Source organism: Myroides sp. WP-1 (genome assembly GCF_014145635.1).
In the GTDB taxonomy this organism is placed as follows: domain Bacteria; phylum Bacteroidota; class Bacteroidia; order Flavobacteriales; family Flavobacteriaceae; genus Flavobacterium.
In genome coordinates this window covers 102,145-119,504 of record NZ_JACHTC010000003.1, presented here as the reverse complement: position 1 = coordinate 119,504, position 17,360 = coordinate 102,145, and the positions used below count along the sequence as shown (strand labels likewise).

The 17,360-nt window shown below is 37.0% G+C and carries 15 protein-coding genes; 7 read left to right on the top strand and 8 right to left on the bottom strand.

Going from position 1 to position 17,360, the window contains the following annotated elements; all coding sequences use genetic code 11:
- Positions 1–5 precede the first annotated feature (5 nt).
- From H4K33_RS04015 to H4K33_RS03995, 5 genes are read right to left on the bottom strand one after another with little or no spacing between them, the layout of a single operon-like run.
- Positions 6–824, bottom strand: coding sequence for a YgcG family protein (locus H4K33_RS04015; protein WP_182647195.1), 819 nt, complete (start codon positions 822–824; stop codon positions 6–8).
- Positions 825–830: 6 nt separating this feature from the next.
- A complete protein-coding gene (locus tag H4K33_RS04010) occupies positions 831–1,271 on the bottom strand; it encodes a TPM domain-containing protein (RefSeq protein WP_182647375.1) in 441 nt (146 codons plus the stop codon).
- Positions 1,272–1,277: 6 nt separating this feature from the next.
- Positions 1,278–1,862 (bottom strand): LemA family protein, encoded by a 585-nt coding sequence (locus H4K33_RS04005; protein WP_182647194.1) that lies wholly within the window; start codon positions 1,860–1,862, stop codon positions 1,278–1,280.
- Between the two features lie 13 nt (positions 1,863–1,875).
- Positions 1,876–2,205, bottom strand: coding sequence for a MerR family transcriptional regulator (locus H4K33_RS04000; protein ID WP_182647193.1), 330 nt, complete (start codon positions 2,203–2,205; stop codon positions 1,876–1,878).
- Entirely contained in the window at positions 2,205–3,182 is a 978-nt protein-coding gene (locus H4K33_RS03995) for a M23 family metallopeptidase (RefSeq protein ID WP_182647192.1), read from the bottom strand. The genes H4K33_RS04000 and H4K33_RS03995 overlap by 1 nt, the downstream gene beginning before the upstream one ends.
- Positions 3,183–3,400: 218 nt before the next feature.
- On the opposite strand from H4K33_RS03995, the gene alaS reads away from it, so the two are divergent.
- The 3 genes from alaS to H4K33_RS03980 all read left to right on the top strand — a co-directional run bounded on the left by alaS (position 3,401) and on the right by H4K33_RS03980 (position 7,704).
- Entirely contained in the window at positions 3,401–6,037 is a 2,637-nt protein-coding gene (gene alaS / locus H4K33_RS03990) for an alanine--tRNA ligase (protein ID WP_182647191.1), read from the top strand.
- Between the two features lie 63 nt (positions 6,038–6,100).
- Complete coding sequence (locus H4K33_RS03985; RefSeq protein WP_182647190.1) at positions 6,101–7,057, top strand: GSCFA domain-containing protein; 957 nt, start codon at positions 6,101–6,103, stop codon at positions 7,055–7,057.
- A 14-nt stretch (positions 7,058–7,071) separates the two neighbouring features.
- Positions 7,072–7,704, top strand: a complete 633-nt coding sequence (locus H4K33_RS03980; RefSeq protein WP_182647189.1) for a DUF4230 domain-containing protein — start codon at positions 7,072–7,074, stop codon at positions 7,702–7,704.
- On the opposite strand, the gene H4K33_RS03975 is transcribed toward H4K33_RS03980, so the two are convergent.
- The gene (locus H4K33_RS03975) at positions 7,705–9,453 is read right to left on the bottom strand and encodes an aromatic amino acid hydroxylase (protein ID WP_182647188.1); all 1,749 of its coding nucleotides are present in this window, start codon (positions 9,451–9,453) and stop codon (positions 7,705–7,707) included.
- Positions 9,454–9,798: 345 nt separating this feature from the next.
- Between H4K33_RS03975 and H4K33_RS03970 the strand changes: the two genes are divergently transcribed.
- Complete coding sequence (locus tag H4K33_RS03970; protein ID WP_182647187.1) at positions 9,799–11,148, top strand: carboxypeptidase-like regulatory domain-containing protein; 1,350 nt, start codon at positions 9,799–9,801, stop codon at positions 11,146–11,148.
- Between the two features lie 332 nt (positions 11,149–11,480).
- On the opposite strand, the gene H4K33_RS03965 is transcribed toward H4K33_RS03970, so the two are convergent.
- Both H4K33_RS03965 and H4K33_RS03960 read right to left on the bottom strand, forming a co-directional pair.
- Positions 11,481–12,038 (bottom strand): DUF4136 domain-containing protein, encoded by a 558-nt coding sequence (locus H4K33_RS03965; protein WP_182647186.1) that lies wholly within the window; start codon positions 12,036–12,038, stop codon positions 11,481–11,483.
- Between the two features lie 23 nt (positions 12,039–12,061).
- Entirely contained in the window at positions 12,062–14,050 is a 1,989-nt protein-coding gene (locus H4K33_RS03960; RefSeq protein ID WP_182647185.1) for a urocanate hydratase, read from the bottom strand.
- 216 nt (positions 14,051–14,266) lie between these two features.
- On the opposite strand from H4K33_RS03960, the gene H4K33_RS03955 reads away from it, so the two are divergent.
- The 3 genes from H4K33_RS03955 to hemL are packed head-to-tail and all read left to right on the top strand — an operon-like array spanning position 14,267 to position 17,360.
- Positions 14,267–15,151: a 1-aminocyclopropane-1-carboxylate deaminase/D-cysteine desulfhydrase gene (locus H4K33_RS03955; protein WP_182647184.1), complete on the top strand. Its 885-nt coding sequence runs from the start codon at positions 14,267–14,269 to the stop codon at positions 15,149–15,151.
- A 25-nt stretch (positions 15,152–15,176) separates the two neighbouring features.
- Entirely contained in the window at positions 15,177–16,073 is an 897-nt protein-coding gene (locus H4K33_RS03950; protein WP_255493540.1) for a glucosaminidase domain-containing protein, read from the top strand.
- A gap of 6 nt (positions 16,074–16,079) precedes the next feature.
- A complete protein-coding gene (gene hemL / locus H4K33_RS03945; protein ID WP_182647182.1) occupies positions 16,080–17,360 on the top strand; it encodes a glutamate-1-semialdehyde 2,1-aminomutase in 1,281 nt (426 codons plus the stop codon).

Genomic DNA, 17,360 nt, shown 5'->3' with positions numbered 1-17,360 from the left:
TAGATTTACCAGCTTCCGCTAGATCCACCACCAGAGAAACCTCCACCTCCGAAGCCGCCGCCAAAACCGCCGCCGCCACCGAAGCTTCCTCCTCCGCCAAAGCCACCTCCACCTGAGCTTCTGCCTAGGTTGCTGAGAATGACCATGCTAGTTAGATCATCTAAGAAGCCGCGATGACCAGAATTGCCACCATGACCTCCATTGTTATTTTTATTTTTGAATAAAATAGTTCCAATAATTAAAGCAAGAATGATAAAAACGCAAATTAATCCACCGATTTCATTATCTCCATCCACACGAGCATCTGCCTGGTAAGTTCCTGCAAGCATTTCTGTGATACCCGTAACCCCTTCGTTTAATCCAGCGTAGTAATCGCCTTTTTTGAACTCTGGGATGATTCGATTTCGGATCAATTCTCCTCCTTGTCCTGCTGTTATTTGAACTTCCGCACCATAACCCGGATAAATGCCAATTTGTCTTTCCTGTGCAGCTAGTAAAATTAATACCCCATTGCCTTTGTCTTTCTGTCCAATACCCCACGTTTGTCCCCATTTAGGACCTAAAATGCCAATACTCTCACCTTGCAAAGAAGGAATTGTAATAACGACAATCTGCGTTGAGGTTTCCTTACTATAAGCAAGTAACCGTTGTTCTAACGCTGTGCTTTGTTGACTGCTTAAAATTTGAGCGTAATCGTAAACCGATGTTTGCTCGCTTTTCTTTGGTTTTTCAGGAATAGTGAATTGCGCATAATTGATTTGCGAACAAAGGAAAATGAAAGCAAATACTACAAATGATAAGACGTTGTTTCTTCGTTTTTGCATGTTGAGTTAAGCTTTTGATATTTCGTTTGATAGTTCATTTTTGCTTTCCCCTTGAGAAGGAAAATACACTTTTAATTGACTACCTGCTTTGAGTATGCCATAAATTAGCCCTTGTTTATATAACCCCTGTTTAAAGTGGTTGATGACAAGTTCTTTTGTGCCTTCCCAAAAATTTTCCGCTTTTACACGTTGGTCAATTCCCTTATCTCCCAAAATAACAAAAGCTTTAGAATTTAAGCAGATATAAAATAGAACACCATTCGCATGCGTGGTTTTATCCATAGCTAATTCAAAAAAAACCTCTTGAGCTCTTGTATAAGGCTCTTTAGTTGACGTTGTCTCGATGTGAACGCGAATTTCACCTGTGGTGTTTTTCTCCGCTTGCGTAATAGCTTCTATAATTTCTTGTTCATCCGAAGGACTTAGAAATTGACGAATTAGTTGCATCATCAATTAGAATTTTACTTTAGGTGCTTGTTCTGCCCCAGCTTCTGCTTTAAAGAATGGTTTTTCAGTATAACCACTTAAAAAGAATTTATTAGGTACTTTTAAAATGTAACCGTTATATCCTTGTACTGCTTCATTAAAACGAGAACGTTGAGTGAAAATTTGATTTTCTGTACTTGCCAATTCATCTTGTAGTTTTAAGAAGTTTTGGTTGGCTTTTAAATCAGGGTATTTCTCTACTGTAACTAATAAGCGACCTAATGCACTAGAAACACCTGATTGTGATTGTTGGAAGTTAGCTAATTGTGATTCTGTCATATTCGTTGGATCAATAGAAACAGAAGTTGCTTTTGCTCTTGCGCTAACAACAGCTTCTAATGTAGATTTTTCAAAATCAGCCGCCCCTTTTACGGTCTCTACTAAATTTCCAATAAGGTCATTTCTTCTTTGATAAGCACCTTCTACATCTGCCCATGATTTGTCAACGGCTTGTTTGTAACCTAATGCAGAGTTTTGGTAATTCATCGATAATAAAAAGTATCCACCAATAAGGACAACTAATACGATGATAATAGGTAAGACTTTTTTCATTTGTTTTTCTGTTTTAAAGTTCGTTTTTTATGCTTATTAAAGTTTCTTTGATATATTCTAATTTTTTGATAATCTCAAGGTTGTCAACGGCTTCTTTTGGTTTTAGCTTTAGTTGATCCTTTGCCCCATCTAAGGTAAACCCTCGTTCTTTGACTAAGTGATAAATGAGTTCAAAGTTCTTGACGTCCTGCTGTGAGAACATGCGATTACCTTTGGCGTTCTTTTTGGGTTTAATAATGTCAAATTCCTTTTCCCAAAAACGAATCAAAGACGTATTGACGTCAAAGGCTTTGGCCAATTCGCCAATGCTGTAATATCTCTTTTCAGGTAAATTAACTTTCATTAGTCTAAAGATTGATTTTCGTGGTTAGCTTCTTGTAATAATAACTCAAACTCTTTGGCTGAAATATCGCCATAGTAATAATTCAACGGATTAACAGGATTTCCTTTGTAGTGCACTTCATAGTGTAAGTGCGGACCTGAGCTTCGGCCTGTACTACCTGCATAACCGATAATATCTCCTCTTTTTACCGTTTGCCCTTCCTTGACATTGTACTTGCTTAAATGCGCATAACGCGTTTGATAACCATACCCGTGTTCTACTTCAATTAAGTTTCCATAGCCAGAGAGTTGATTATTAGCCCTAGTAACTCTTCCATCGCCCGTTGCATATATGGGGGTTCCAATATTTACGGAGAAATCCATTCCAGAGTGAAACTTTTTGATCTTTGTAAAGGGGTCACTTCGGTATCCATAACCTGAAGCCATGTGTTTTAAGCTTTCATTTTTTACAGGTTGAATAGCAGGAATAGCCGATAAAAGCTTCTCTTTCCCTTTGGCCAAGTTGATGATATCATCTAAAGAACGCGATTGTATTGCTGTTTGTTTGGCGATGATGTCTATTTTTTCGGTTGTTAAGCGAAGAAGTTTTTCGTTCTGTAAGTTTTTAAACTCTTTGTAACGGTTTAGACCTCCTAACCCCGCTTTGCGTTGTTCTTCCGGAATAGGTGCCGTATTGAAATAGGCTCTGTAGATTTCGTTGTCTCTCACTTCTAATTCATCCAATACCTCCGTGATTAGATCAATTTTTTTGTTGAGTAACGTATAGTTGGTCTTAAATTCAGCAACTTCTCTTTCTAGCGTTTTTTCTTTAGGTGTGGCTAGAATATTAGAGTTGATTAGGATAAATAGACCCAATAATCCAAATGCCGCTGCAGATAGCATGAATAACAATACATTTACGATTCGCTTCGAAGATTTGGGACGTATTCTGTGAAACGCTAACTTTTCAGAATCGTAATAATATTTTACCTTAGCCATAATTTAAAAAACACTATTTTTGCACTAATTTTGTAAACGCCCTCGTTTGATTTAAAAAGGCATTAAACAACAAATTTAAACAATGTTTTGGTTTAATATTGGATTAATGGTCAAATGGAAATAAAAAATTAACACATTTTGCTTCTAAAAGGGAGTTTTGAAAAAAATAAATAGTTCGATAGTTACATGTTGAATAGAAAATATTAGTTTCCGAAAATATGAAATCACAAGAAATTCGTCAGAAGTTTTTAAACTTTTTTGAAGAAAAGGGACACTTAATTGTTCCTTCAGCACCGATCGTTTTGAAAGACGATCCAACTTTAATGTTTAACAACTCTGGGATGGCCCAGTTTAAAGAATATTTTTTAGGAAACGCCACACCGAAAAGCAAGCGTATTGCAGATACACAGAAATGTTTACGTGTTTCTGGAAAGCACAACGATTTAGAAGATGTAGGATTTGATACCTATCACCATACGATGTTTGAAATGTTGGGGAACTGGTCCTTTGGAGATTATTTCAAAAAAGAAGCAATCGCTTGGGCATGGGAGTTCTTAACCGAAGTTCTGAAACTGGAAAAAGATCGTTTGTATGTTTCTGTGTTTGAAGGAAACCCAGCTGAAAATGTACCCTTTGATCAAGAAGCTTTTGATCTTTGGAAACAATATGTGTCAGAAGATCGCATCATCTTAGGGAATAAAAAAGATAATTTCTGGGAAATGGGAGATCAAGGACCTTGTGGACCTTGTTCTGAAATTCACATCGACTTGCGTACCGATGCAGAGAGAGCAGCTGTTTCTGGTTTTTCTTTGGTTAATGCAGATCATCCGCAAGTAGTGGAGATTTGGAATAACGTTTTCATGGAATTCAACCGTAAAGCAGATGGTTCTTTGGAGAAATTACCTGCACAACACGTAGATACCGGAATGGGGTTTGAGCGCTTGTGTATGGCTATGCAAGGGGTAACATCTAATTATGATACAGACGTATTTACACCTTTAATCCGCAAAGTAGAAGAAATTACGGGATTAAAGTACACGGATAATACCGTAAAAGATATAACAGAACAACAAAATAAGGTAAATATTGCTATCCGCGTTGTAGTAGATCACGTACGTGCTGTTGCTTTTGCTATTGCAGATGGACAGTTGCCTTCTAATAATGGAGCAGGGTATGTAATTCGCCGTATTTTGCGTCGTGCTATTCGCTATGGATTTACCTTCTTAGGAACAAAAGAACCTTTTATTTATCAATTAGTTGAGGTTTTAGCTGTACAAATGGGAGCTTTCTTTCCAGAAATTGTATCTCAAAAAACACTAGTAGAGAATGTAATCAAAGAAGAAGAGGCTTCGTTCTTGCGTACCTTAGAGCAAGGGTTGCATTTGTTGGATCAAGTGATTGAGAAAACCAATGGAAAAGTTGTAGATGGAGCAAAAGCATTTGAATTATATGATACTTTCGGATTTCCAATTGACTTAACAGCGTTGATTCTTAGAGAAAAAGGATTTGAACTAGACGAGAAAGGATTCGAAGCCGCAATGAATGAACAAAAAACGCGTTCAAGAGCTGCTTCAGAAGTTTCTACAGATGATTGGACGGTGTTGATTGGTGGAAATGTAGAGCAATTCGTTGGGTATGACCAGTTGGAAAATCAAGTAAAAATCACGCGTTATAGAAAAGTAGATAGCAAGAAAGATGGAAAATTGTTCCAGTTAGTGCTTGATGCTACACCATTCTATCCAGAAGGTGGAGGACAAGTAGGAGATTGTGGAGTAATTGTATCTGCTAACGAGTCTATCCCGGTGATTGATACGAAAAAAGAAAATAACCTAATTTTACATATAGTAAGAACTTTACCTGCTAATGTAGAGGGGACGTTTACAGCAAAAGTAGATGTAGAGGCGCGTAAGCAATCGATGGCAAACCACTCGGCTACACACTTATTACACCAAGCTTTACGTACGATTTTAGGTACGCATGTGGAGCAAAAAGGATCTTTAGTGTCGCCAACGCATTTGCGTTTTGACTTTTCTCATTTCTCTAAAGTAACAGAAGAAGAGTTACAAGCGGTAGAAGAATTTGTAAATGCTCGTATTCACGAACAGTTGCCACTAATTGAAAGAAGAAGTATTCCTTTTGCACAAGCAGTGGAAGAAGGAGCAATGGCTCTTTTTGGTGAGAAATATGGAGATGAAGTACGTGCGATTAGATTTGGTGAAAGTATGGAGCTTTGTGGAGGAACACACGTGCAAAATACAGCAGATATCTGGCAGTTTAAAATTGTTAGCGAAGGAGCTGTAGCAGCGGGTATTCGCCGTATTGAAGCTATTACTAATAAAGCAGCAAGAGCGTTCTATACAGAACAAGAAAATACATTAAAAGAGCTAAAGGCTGTATTGAAGAATCCTCAAGACACGTTGAAAGCAGTAGTTTCTCTTCAAGATGAAAATGCTAAACTTAAAAAACAAGTAGAGCAATTGTTGAAAGAGAAAGCAAAGAATTTGAAAGGAGAGCTCAAAGCTCAAATTCAAATGATTAATGACGTAGCTTTCTTAGCGGTTGAAGTTGATTTAGACGCAAATGGAACCAAAGATTTAGCCTATGAGTTGGGAAGTGAGTTCGCCAATTTATATGTAGTTTTCGGTTCTAATGCTAATGATAAACCGATGTTAACGTGTTATGTTTCGAAAGAAATAGTAGAAACAAAAGGATTGAATGCTGGACAAATCGTTCGCGAATTAGGAAAATACATCCAAGGAGGAGGTGGAGGACAAGCGTTCTTCGCAACTGCAGGGGGTAAAAATCCAGAAGGAATGAAAGAAGCGATCAGTCACGCTATTGATTATTTAAACTAATTTATATGTGTAAAAAAGATTCCTACGAATAGGAATCTTTTTTTCTTTAATAAACTATTGGATATGAATTTTAGTACCGTTGTACCGTTAACGCACATAGAAAAAAAGATCACGTATGATGACAAAATCTTGTGTTTAGGTTCTTGTTTTGCTGTCAATATGGGCGAAAAGTTTAAAGCCTATCAATTTCAGCAAACGATTAATCCTTTTGGAATTCTATTTCATCCAAAAGCAATTGAAAAAGTTGTTGAATATGCAGTTAAAGGATATGAATTTACGGCTGCGGACGTTTTTGAGCACCAAGAGATATGGAGTTGTTTTGCGGCTCATTCTGATTTAAATGAATTAGAACTAGAAGACATCGTAACGAAATTAAACGTAAAGTTGTTTGATTTGCAACTTGCACTGAAGGAAAGTAATTTTATAACCTTAACTTTTGGTACGGCTTGGGTTTATGTATTCAAGGAAACGGGTGAAATAGTAGCCAACTGTCATAAAATTCCCAATGTCCAATTTGAAAAGAGATTGCTCAATTATGAAGAGGTTGTCGCAAGCTATATCAAGATTGTAGAGTTGATCCGATCAGTAAATGCAGAGGCGCAAGTTTTTTGTACGATATCACCTGTGCGGCATACAAAAGATGGCTTTGTAGAGAATCAACGCAGTAAAAGTATTTTGTGTAGTGCTTTACATCAAGCCTTAGCTATGTTACAAGATGCAAAAGTGAGTTACATTCCCGTGTATGAAATCGTCATGGACGAGTTGCGAGATTATCGATTTTATACTGCAGATTTGATTCATCCAAATGAGATTGCTATTCAGTATATTTGGGAACGTTTTGTTGCGTATTATATCGATGAATCCATGTATGCAGTAATGAAGAAAGTTGATGAGGTACAGAAAGGATTGAACCATCGTCCTTTTAACCCAACAGCAGAACAGCATTTGAAATTTTTAGATACGTTGATTGAAAAAATTGACGATTTATTAGAGCAGTACCCTTTTATGAATTTTAGATAATTCGTTGTAGCGCTATGAGAACAATCTTTAAAGTGATCTTTTCTTTTTTTATTGTGCTATTCTTCATGTTTATGGGAGTAGTGGTCTATCAATACACTTTTGGTAAATCGAACAGTACAGTGGAGTATAATTCGAATTTGATCCAGGAACAATTAAAAAACGTCAGTAAATTGATTGTAACTGAGGCCAATTATACTCAAGTGATGACCTATGAAGACCAGCAAAAGTATTTGTTGAATTTAGTTTCTTTTACAAAGAAAGCAGTGGTAATTGTCAATGCAAAGGCAACGGTTGAGTATGATTTGACACAGTTGCAATACCAGATTGATGAAGAACGCAAGGTTGTGCAGTTAGTACACATTCCTGAGCCAGAAATCCATATCTATCCCGATTATAAACTGTATGATGTAGAAACGAGTACGTTTAATCCTTTTACAGGTGCTGATTACAATAAGATCAATGCAAAGATCAAGGAAGATTTACAAAAGAAGATTGAAGCTTCTACTTTAAAATCCAATGCGGAAAATCGCTTGATGAGTGAGTTGGGTAAACTGTTAGTTGTAACTAATATGCTAGGATGGACGTTAGAATATCAAGGAAATATTATAAAAAAAGAAAGTGACTTATTAGTCACTTTCCCTTTGTAATTATGCTTGTTGTATAATAGTTATACCATCTTGAATTAAATGGGCAACTTTTGGACGATCTACTTTAAGTTGTTCTAATCGATGCATCGCTTTTTCGAATAAAGCTTCTTCTTTATTGCGTTTTGCTAGCTCAAGAATCTCAACAGTCAATAGCCAATCTGTTGGGTAGTATTGAATCAGTGTATCTAAAATGGCTTGCAAATCAGCTGTTTTATTTTCTTCACGCATCAAACGCACCGTTTGATATAGCCCTTCTAATTTAATTTTGTCTTCATCGCGTACCGCTTTGATTGTTTTTGACGAAGGAACGTGATTCACTAAATCAAAACTTCTGTAGTCTGCCGGACCTGAGAAAGCAGAAATTACTTCTGCACCAACAGCCATGTCATACGTGCCCCATTCTGGTTGGAATAGTACCGTATCGCCGTGTTTAACTGTACAGTCTTTAAAGCTGATCAAAATAATTTTACCGTGAATATTTCTGATTCCTGTAATGATCGTACCTGAAACAGTGATTCCTCCTTTAAATTCTAAAGTAACAGGTTGTCCTTCAGATATATTGTAAGCTTTTAAGTCTCGAGGACTCATATCTTCGATGGCTAGGTTGATACCTTTTAAACAACCTAAAGCTGTACCAAAACCATGCGGATGTGTTTGGATCCCATGTCCAACTAATTCCTTTTCTCTATAAGATAAAGCTGTTGCTCCTGTCGTTTGTACATACACAGGTTTGCCATTATGATCAATTACATTGGTAAAGTGACCTGAAATTTGAATGCCTGTATTTAGTTCTATTGTGCCTAACGCTTTAGAGCCAATTAATTTTTGAATTCCCTCTAAGCCACCTTTGCGCAATGCCATTTTGTTAGCAAAGTTCTCTAATACCTCACTTAAATAAGCAAAATCAGGCGTTACATATAATTGAGGTTGAGGTTTGGTTATATCAAACCCTTGGTTAGCTGCTTCTATAGTATAAGGAAGTTTTTCTACATTATCGGTCATACACCAAGCACTTTCTCCAATAGAAGACAGTAATCCAGCTCCATAAATCTTAGGGTTATCAACTGTTCCGATTAAACCATATTCTACCGTCCACCAGTGTAAATTTCGAATTAAGGCCATTTCTGAAGGAGCAGTAGTGATGGCTTGTAAGCGATCTACCTCGTCTTCTGCTTTTTTAATATCCGCTTCTGCTACACCTTCTGCTTCTTTTAAGATCGATAACAAGCGAATAGCTTCGTAAATCTCGTAGTCATGTGCAGAAGAAATTGCTTTACAACCAATTTCTCCAAAGCGTCTTAAGTATTCCGCATATTCTGGGTTGGCGATAATAGGTGCATGTCCAGCTCCTTCGTGAATGATATCTGGAGCAGGTGTATATTCGATATTCTCTAATTGTCTGATATCTGAAGCAATTACCAATACTTTATAAGCTTGAAACTCCATAAAGGCGTTAGGTGGGATAAAACCATCCACAGCTACTGCAGCCCAACCAATTTCCTTTAAAATCCTGTTCATTCCATACATACTTGGAATAGACTCGATAGAAATTCCCGTCTTGTTTAATCCTTCTAAATAGGAGTCGTGCGCAACTTTCGATAAATAATCGACGTTTTTACGCATAACATATCGCCATACCGCTTGATTTATCGGGGTGTAATCCTCATAGTCCTGAGGCTTGATAAATTGTTTTAAATGAGGTGGTAAGCGGTCTATTAATTCATTGCTTTCGTATTCTTTTGCGTCCATAGTATTCAAATAGTAGTTTGGTTGCGGTAAATATAAGGAAAAAGATGAATGAATAAAAAGCTCTTATTTTTTGAGGTGAATGAGGAATAATAATGAAATAAGGTTGTTTTTAATCGTGTGATAAAATGTTAAAATACGCAATATGTATTATAAAGGTTAAATATTTATGTATAATTGATTTTTGTTGTTAATTATTTTGATGTGTGTTTAGGTATATTATATAAGATTTGCTTTAAACTTTAGAATGTTAGGGAACATTAAAGATAATATTAACTTATTTTTTTTTTAGTTTCAAAAATGTTTTTATATTGCAACACAATTATTAACTAATTAAAGCAAATATTTATGAAAAAATTATTTATGTTTTTGGCTGTAGCGGGCTTGGCTACATTCGGAGCTTCTTGTAGCAGCAGCGATGACAATGGTGGAGGAAAAGATCCACAATTGACGTTGAAGGCTGACAAAACAAGTATTAAAGTTGACGAAACTGTGAAATTTACAGTGGAAGTAGCTGGTAAAGCAGAAACTGGTGCAGAACTTTACAAAGATGGTACTAAAATTAGTAACCCTTACAAATTTACTGAAGAAGGTGAATTCAATATCGTTGCTAAGAAAAAAGGTTCACTTGATAGCCAAGCTGTAAAAATTACAGTAACTAAAGGAGGAACTGAAAATAAAAAAATGACATTTACAGCTTCAAGTAATGAAGTTGGTGTAGGAGAAAATGTTACGTTTACAATTAAAGATGCAGAAGGTAATAACATTGATGGTGCTAAGATTACTTTAGCAGGTACAGAGGTTTCTAATCCTTGGAAAGCTACAGCTGTTGGTTCTTTCGAATTTACAGCAGCTAAAGAAGGATTTGATCCTGCAAAAGTAACTGTAAAAGTAGTTAAGAAAATTACATCAATTGTATTAGTAGTTGAAGATCCAGAAAATACAACTGAAGATACAGGTATGAGATTCTCTGTAGTAGATCAAGATGGTGATTTAGTAACAGGATCTAGTATTGTTATTGAAGGACAACCAAACCCATTCCCTACAAGAGATGGTAGACTTACTATCACTGGTGCACCAGAAGGTACTTATAAAGTTCACGCTACATATGAGTCTCTTAAAAGTGCTGTTGTTAACGTAGTAGTAAAAGCTGGAAACAGACCAACTATTACAGGTACTGTTCAATTTGACGGTAGAACTGAAAATGTACTTGAAGAAGTTTACGGTGTATCTCAAGTTATTGAAGGAGAAGGTGGAGTACTAATCGCTGTTTGGACAACTCAAACGATAACTGAGTCTTGGGTTCTTCAAAAAAGATTCTTCAGTGTTGTTGAATTAGATGAAGAAGAAAATGTTATTGATGGTGGTATCTATACTGGACAAATTGAGGCATTTGATATCATGATCTTCTCTCAAAGTGGTGGATCAGCATTAGGTAGCCCAGAAAGAGTTGGAAACGAAGTTGCAGAAAGTGCTAACATGGCTATGACATACAAAGTAACACTTGGTGCTGGATCTTCTGAGGTTTTCGATAAAGTAGATACTAACAACAGTATTACATATTCTAATGGTAAAAACTCTGTATCAACTGTGAGTGGAGATGCTCAACAAGTTCAGTGGCAAGCTGGTGCTTCTGCTAGAGGTACAAAAGGAGGAGCTTTGAAAGTAGGTAAGCCTTTATTAAAAGCAAAATACTAATTTGATTTATATCTTATTAAATAGAAAAGGAGATTTAACGAAAGTTAAATCTCCTTTTTTTTAGAGATAAGAGTGTTCTTTTGAATGTATGAATCGATAAGCTATTGTATTTGTATATGATTTTTGTTGCTTTACAATTATCGTCGCTTTTTATGGTATTATACTAATAAATAGCGAGAGGTGATTTTTATTTAAGAGTTAGTTCTCGAGAATAGTGTTGGATTTCTATCGGAGAGATACATAGACTAAGATTTGTTTTCTTTAAACACAAACAAATCACAAAGAAGAAAGGGGCTAAAACCATTGTTTTAGCCCCTTTCTTCTTTGTGATTTTATTTTTTATCAGGTGGATATGTACTTAATATTTTCTGTACAAACCCTTGAATTTTAGCTTCTTTCTTTTCCGGTGTATTGGCATTGTCAATATAGCCTGTTCCAATTCCTTGCCAGATTAAAGCTTTCTTGTTTGTATCGATGAAATCGATGTACAATTTCCCTTCAATTGAAGTGGATACTGTTGTTGTAGGTGTTCCCCAATAAGGAGCATAACCCCAACCGTAATATCCGTATCTTGAGTAGAAGTAGTCGTTATTGGTTGTAACATTTACTTGCTGTTGTGATTTAGTGAAGATATTCACTAATAGCTGAGGATTACTATCCGTTTTAGTAAAGCCTTTTGCTGCCATCTCTTGGTCAATTGCGTTTAGAATGCGCTTCTTGTCCAAGTCGTTTAATTTTACGTTGTCAATTCCCTCTTTGAAAAAAGCATAGGTTTGATACGAAGTAAAATTCGTGTTTTTGTCGTAATCAGCAGAAACACGCACACTACTACAAGAGGCTGAAAAAATGCTGACAGCCGCAAGAATGAGAAATTTAGATACTGTTTTCATCGCTTACTTATTTTGTTTGTGAGTTAATTTAATAAACTTTCATCAACGATATTAGGAAGAGTGACCTTGAGTAGAGGCTCTGCTTCCATGGCGCGTTTAATGGCAAAAGTAGCTTCTTTGTTTCGAGCCCAATTGCGTCGTGCAATACCATTGTTTACGTCCCAGAATAACATGGACTTTAATTTTTCATCGGCTTCTTTAGAACCATCTAAAAGCATACCAAAACCACCGTTGATTACTTCTCCCCAGCCAACACCACCGCCGTTGTGAATAGAAACCCAAGTGGCTCCTCTAAAGCTGTCTCCAATCACATTGTGAATGGCCATATCTGCTGTAAAACGAGATCCATCGTAAATATTTGAGGTTTCACGGTATGGAGAGTCAGTTCCCGATACATCGTGGTGATCACGGCCTAATACAACTGGGCCAATAATTCCTTCTTTAATTGCTTTGTTAAAGGCTTCAGCAATCTTGATTCTACCTTCAGCATCAGCGTACAGGATGCGCGCTTGTGAGCCAACAACTAACTTGTTTTCTTGAGCACCTTTAATCCAGCGGATATTATCCGCCATCTGTTGTTGGATTTCTACTGGAGAGTTTTGCATGATTTCTTCTAATACACGACAAGCAATTTCATCTGTTTTAGCTAAATCTTCTGCTTTTCCTGAAGCACATACCCAACGGAATGGACCAAAACCATAATCAAAACACATAGGTCCCATAATATCTTGCACATAACTAGGGTATTTAAAGTCAATACCGTTGCTAGCCATGATATCCGCACCAGCTCTAGAGGCTTCTAATAAGAAGGCATTTCCATAATCAAAGAAGTAAGTTCCTTTGGCCGTGTGTTTATTGATTGCTGCCGCTTGTCTGCGAAGCGATTCTTGTACTTTTTCCTTAAATAGTGTAGGATTGTTCGCCATCATATCGTTGGCTTCTTCAAAAGAAAGTCCAACAGGGTAGTATCCTCCTGCCCATGGATTGTGTAGAGACGTTTGATCAGAACCTAAATGAACAAAAACATTGTCATCTGCGAATTTTTCCCAAACTTCTACCACGTTTCCTTGGTAGGCAATCGACACAACTTCTTTATTCGTTTGCGCTTGTTGTATGCGTTGTACTAAGGCATCTAAATCGGTAATTACTTCGTCTACCCATCCTTGTGAATGTCTGGTGTGTACTGCTTTTGGATTAACTTCTGCACAAACGGTAATACAACCAGCAATGTTTCCTGCTTTTGGTTGAGCGCCACTCATCCCTCCTAAACCAGAGGTAACAAATAGTTTTCCTGTTAAATCTTCTCCGTTTTTCGTTATTTTTCTTCCACCATTTAGTACGGTGATTGTCGTTCCGTGTACAATACCTTGTGGACCAATATACATATAACTTCCTGCTGTCATTTGTCCATATTGTGTAACACCTAAGGCATTGAATTTTTCCCAATCATCCGGTTTGGAATAATTTGGAATCATCATCCCATTGGTTACCACTACGCGAGGTGCTTTAGCGTGTGAAGGGAATAATCCCATAGGGTGTCCTGAATACATAACTAACGTTTGCTCGTCTGTCATTTGTGCTAGATATTGCATTGTTAGTAAATATTGAGCCCAATTCGAGAACACAGCCCCATTTCCACCATAGGTAATTAACTCGTGCGGGTGTTGTGCTACGGCGTAATCTAAATTATTTTGAATCATCAACATAATAGCTTTCGCTTGTGTAGAATTACCCGGATATTCTTCTATTGGTCGTGCGTACATCGTGTAATCCGGTCTGAATCGGTACATGTAGATGCGACCATAGGTGTCTAATTCTTCTTTAAACTCTTGGATTAACTCGGAATGATGCTTTGCATCAAAATAACGTAAAGCATTTTTTAAGGCAAGTTTCTTTTCCTCTTCTGTCAGTATTTCTTTGCGTTTTGGGGCGTGATTAATTGCCGGATCATACGCCTTTTTTGCAGGTAGCTCATTTGGAATCCCTTGTAAAATTTGTTCCTTAAAAGTCATTGTATGCGTTTTATGTGGTTAATTATTTATGTGTTTTTTAAGTCAAAACCTTAAAACTATTAGCTAGTTTTGCGAGGTATTTAGATCTTAGTTCCTACTTTATTTTTCCGAAGGTAAGTTACTAAAAACTCTGGTATTATTTGTTTTAATCTTTTCACAAATAAATGGATATAATAGATAGTATATTAGAGAGAAAACAGTTAAAAGTGATTTAGAATGCATGATTTATTTTCAAACGATATAGTGCCAACAGAAAAAGTAAAACTTCCATTTGCGAATGGAGTTGAACTTTTTATTCGAAGAGAAGACCTGCTGCATCCAGAGATTTCAGGAAATAAATTCAGGAAGTTAAAATACAATATGCAAGCTGCTTTGCAGGCTAATGTTAAGCAGGTTTTGACTTTTGGTGGAGCATACTCCAATCACATTGCCGCAACCGCTGCTGCAGGGCGACTATTAGGAATAGAAACCATTGGTGTAATTCGAGGTGAAGAAGTTGCAGGTGTATATCGTGAAAATCCGACCTTAAAAAAAGCAGAAGCAGATGGAATGCGCTTTAAATTTATTACTCGTACTGCTTATCGCAACAAAGAAGATCTTGCTTTTTTGGCTGAGTTAAAAAGAGAGTTTGGCGATTTTTATTTAGTTCCTGAAGGAGGAACAAATGAGGAAGCAGTAAGGGGAACCGAAGAAATTATACAACATCAGGACGTACAATACGATTATATTTGTTGTGCTGTTGGTACAGGCGGAACGATTGCAGGACTTATTAATCGATCATGGGATCATCAGCAAGTATACGGGTTTCCTGCATTGAAAGGAGATTTCTTAGCTGACGAAATTAAAAAGTATACACAAAAGGAAAATTGGACTTTACAACTTGCTTATCACTTTGGAGGGTATGCGAAATACAATGCGGAATTATTGCAGTTTATTGCAGATTTTAAGCAAAACACAGGAATTCTTTTGGATCCAATTTATACAGGTAAACTACTTTTTGGTATCTTTGATTTAATTGAGCAGAATAAGTTCGCACAAAACAGTAAGATTCTCGCTATTCACACAGGAGGATTGCAAGGTTGGAATGAAAAAATAAAATAGCTATATGTACAGAAAAACCCTTTTAATGTTTTGCCTACTTACGCTTGTAAGTTGTGGAGTTAAAAACAATTCGAAGTTGACTGGAAAGAAGGTGAAGTCTAAAGAATTGGTTTCCAAAGAGCAATATAGAACTCAGCAACGAAAGGTTGAGGAACAGCGTCGTGTTCAGGAAGATGCAAAGAGAGAAAAAGAAAGAGAACGCAAAACAACTAACAAGGCTAGTGAGACTTTAGTTGCTACCTCTAGTATATCTGTAACGACAGATATGATAAAAGACTATATTTTACAATATAAAGATATTGCCAAAGACAATATGTCTGCATATGGAATCCCAGCGAGTATTACGTTGGCACAAGGGGTTTTGGAGTCGGGTTCAGGTCAAGGAACATTGAGTAGAAATGCCAATAATCACTTTGGGATTAAGTGTCATAAAGAATGGGATGGACCTTCTGTTCGCCATACAGATGATGCACCAGATGAGTGTTTTAGAAAATATGAAGCACCGGAAGAATCTTATCGCGATCACTCGCAATTTTTAGTTTCTCGCAGCCGTTATAGTGATTTGTTTTTATTGGATAAAGACGATTATGAAGGATGGGCGCACGGATTGAAAAAAGCAGGCTATGCTACAGATCCTAAGTATGCTAACAAGTTGATTAGCTTGATTGAACGTTATACGTTGGATCAATATGATCGCGAAGTGTTGGGAGATCGACCTGCAAAGGCAAAAAAAGAAACACAAAAAGAAGTGGATAACAAAAAAACAGAAACCCAGGTAGCGTCTGCTAAAACGCATACGGTACAAAAGGGAGATACGCTGTATTCCATTTCGAAAAAATACAATACAACGGTAGCGAAGTTACAGAAGACAAATAAACTCGATGGAACGAATTTATCGATTGGTCAACGTTTAAAATTATAAAACACCATGTTATATCAAAGAAGTAGTCAGCTTTTTGCTGAAGCTGAAAAAGTTATTCCTGGAGGAGTTAATTCTCCAGTAAGAGCATTTAAATCTGTAGGAGGAACACCCATTTTTGTCAACGAAGCAAAAGGAGCTTATCTGTATGATGTGGATGGGAATCGTTTAATTGATTATATCAATTCTTGGGGACCTATGTTATTAGGTCATGCTTATCCTCCAGTTGTAGAAGCAGTGATAGAAAAAGCTAAAAAGGGAACTTCTTTTGGGATGCCAACAGCAATAGAAACAGAAATTGCAGCGTTAGCCGTATCCATGGTGCCAAATGTAGATAAAATACGTTTTGTGAATTCAGGTACAGAAGCGTGTATGAGCGCAATTCGTTTAGCAAGAGGGTATACAGATAGAGAGAAGATCATTAAATTTAAAGGATGCTACCACGGACACTCAGATTCATTCTTGATCCAAGCAGGGAGTGGTGCGGTAACTTTTGGATCTCCTAATAGTCCTGGAGTAACACAAGGTACAGCAAAGGATACTTTGCTAGCAACGTATAATGATTTAGCAAATGTGGCAGCTATTCTTGAAGCAAATAAAGGAGAAGTAGCAGCGATTATCATTGAACCTGTTGCTGGAAATATGGGGTGTGTGCCACCAAAAGAAGGATTCTTGGAAGGTCTACGTCAGTTGTGTGATGCACATGGTATGTTGTTGATTTTTGATGAAGTAATGACTGGATTTCGTCTAGCAAAAGGCGGTGCGCAAGAACTGTTTGGTGTAAAGGCTGATTTGGTGACCTTTGGGAAAGTAATTGGAGGAGGATTACCTGTAGGTGCTTTCGCAGGTTCTGCCAAAATAATGGATTATTTAGCTCCTATAGGGCCCGTATATCAAGCTGGTACGTTAGCTGGAAATCCCCTAGCTATGGCTGCAGGATTGGCAATGTTGAGAGCAATCAGTGAGGATGAGACTTTATTTAAGCGTTTAGAAGAGAAAACTGCCTATTTAGAACAAGGTATTCGCAAGGTACTAGAAGCAAAGCAAATTAACTACACGATCAATCGAGTAGGGTCTATGATTTCTGTGTTTTTTGACGAAAGAGAAGTTGTTGATTTCGAAACAGCTGGTTATGGAAATAATGATACATTTAAAACTTTTTTCCATGGTCTGCTCAAAGAAGGAGTGTATATCGCGCCTTCGTCCTACGAAACATGGTTTATTACAGATGCGTTGACATATGAAGATCTTGATTTTACGATTCAAGCAGTTGAAACCGTATTTTCGTAA

Coding starts and splice junctions, on each gene's coding strand:
- H4K33_RS04015 (WP_182647195.1), bottom strand. CDS start 824: ATGCAAAAACGAAGAAACAACGTCTTATCATTTGTAGTATTTGCTTTC.
- H4K33_RS04010 (WP_182647375.1), bottom strand. CDS start 1,271: ATGCAACTAATTCGTCAATTTCTAAGTCCTTCGGATGAACAAGAAATT.
- H4K33_RS04005 (WP_182647194.1), bottom strand. CDS start 1,862: ATGAAAAAAGTCTTACCTATTATCATCGTATTAGTTGTCCTTATTGGT.
- H4K33_RS04000 (WP_182647193.1), bottom strand. CDS start 2,205: ATGAAAGTTAATTTACCTGAAAAGAGATATTACAGCATTGGCGAATTG.
- H4K33_RS03995 (WP_182647192.1), bottom strand. CDS start 3,182: ATGGCTAAGGTAAAATATTATTACGATTCTGAAAAGTTAGCGTTTCAC.
- alaS (WP_182647191.1), top strand. CDS start 3,401: ATGAAATCACAAGAAATTCGTCAGAAGTTTTTAAACTTTTTTGAAGAA.
- H4K33_RS03985 (WP_182647190.1), top strand. CDS start 6,101: ATGAATTTTAGTACCGTTGTACCGTTAACGCACATAGAAAAAAAGATC.
- H4K33_RS03980 (WP_182647189.1), top strand. CDS start 7,072: ATGAGAACAATCTTTAAAGTGATCTTTTCTTTTTTTATTGTGCTATTC.
- H4K33_RS03975 (WP_182647188.1), bottom strand. CDS start 9,453: ATGGACGCAAAAGAATACGAAAGCAATGAATTAATAGACCGCTTACCA.
- H4K33_RS03970 (WP_182647187.1), top strand. CDS start 9,799: ATGAAAAAATTATTTATGTTTTTGGCTGTAGCGGGCTTGGCTACATTC.
- H4K33_RS03965 (WP_182647186.1), bottom strand. CDS start 12,038: ATGAAAACAGTATCTAAATTTCTCATTCTTGCGGCTGTCAGCATTTTT.
- H4K33_RS03960 (WP_182647185.1), bottom strand. CDS start 14,050: ATGACTTTTAAGGAACAAATTTTACAAGGGATTCCAAATGAGCTACCT.
- H4K33_RS03955 (WP_182647184.1), top strand. CDS start 14,267: ATGCATGATTTATTTTCAAACGATATAGTGCCAACAGAAAAAGTAAAA.
- H4K33_RS03950 (WP_255493540.1), top strand. CDS start 15,177: ATGTTTTGCCTACTTACGCTTGTAAGTTGTGGAGTTAAAAACAATTCG.
- hemL (WP_182647182.1), top strand. CDS start 16,080: ATGTTATATCAAAGAAGTAGTCAGCTTTTTGCTGAAGCTGAAAAAGTT.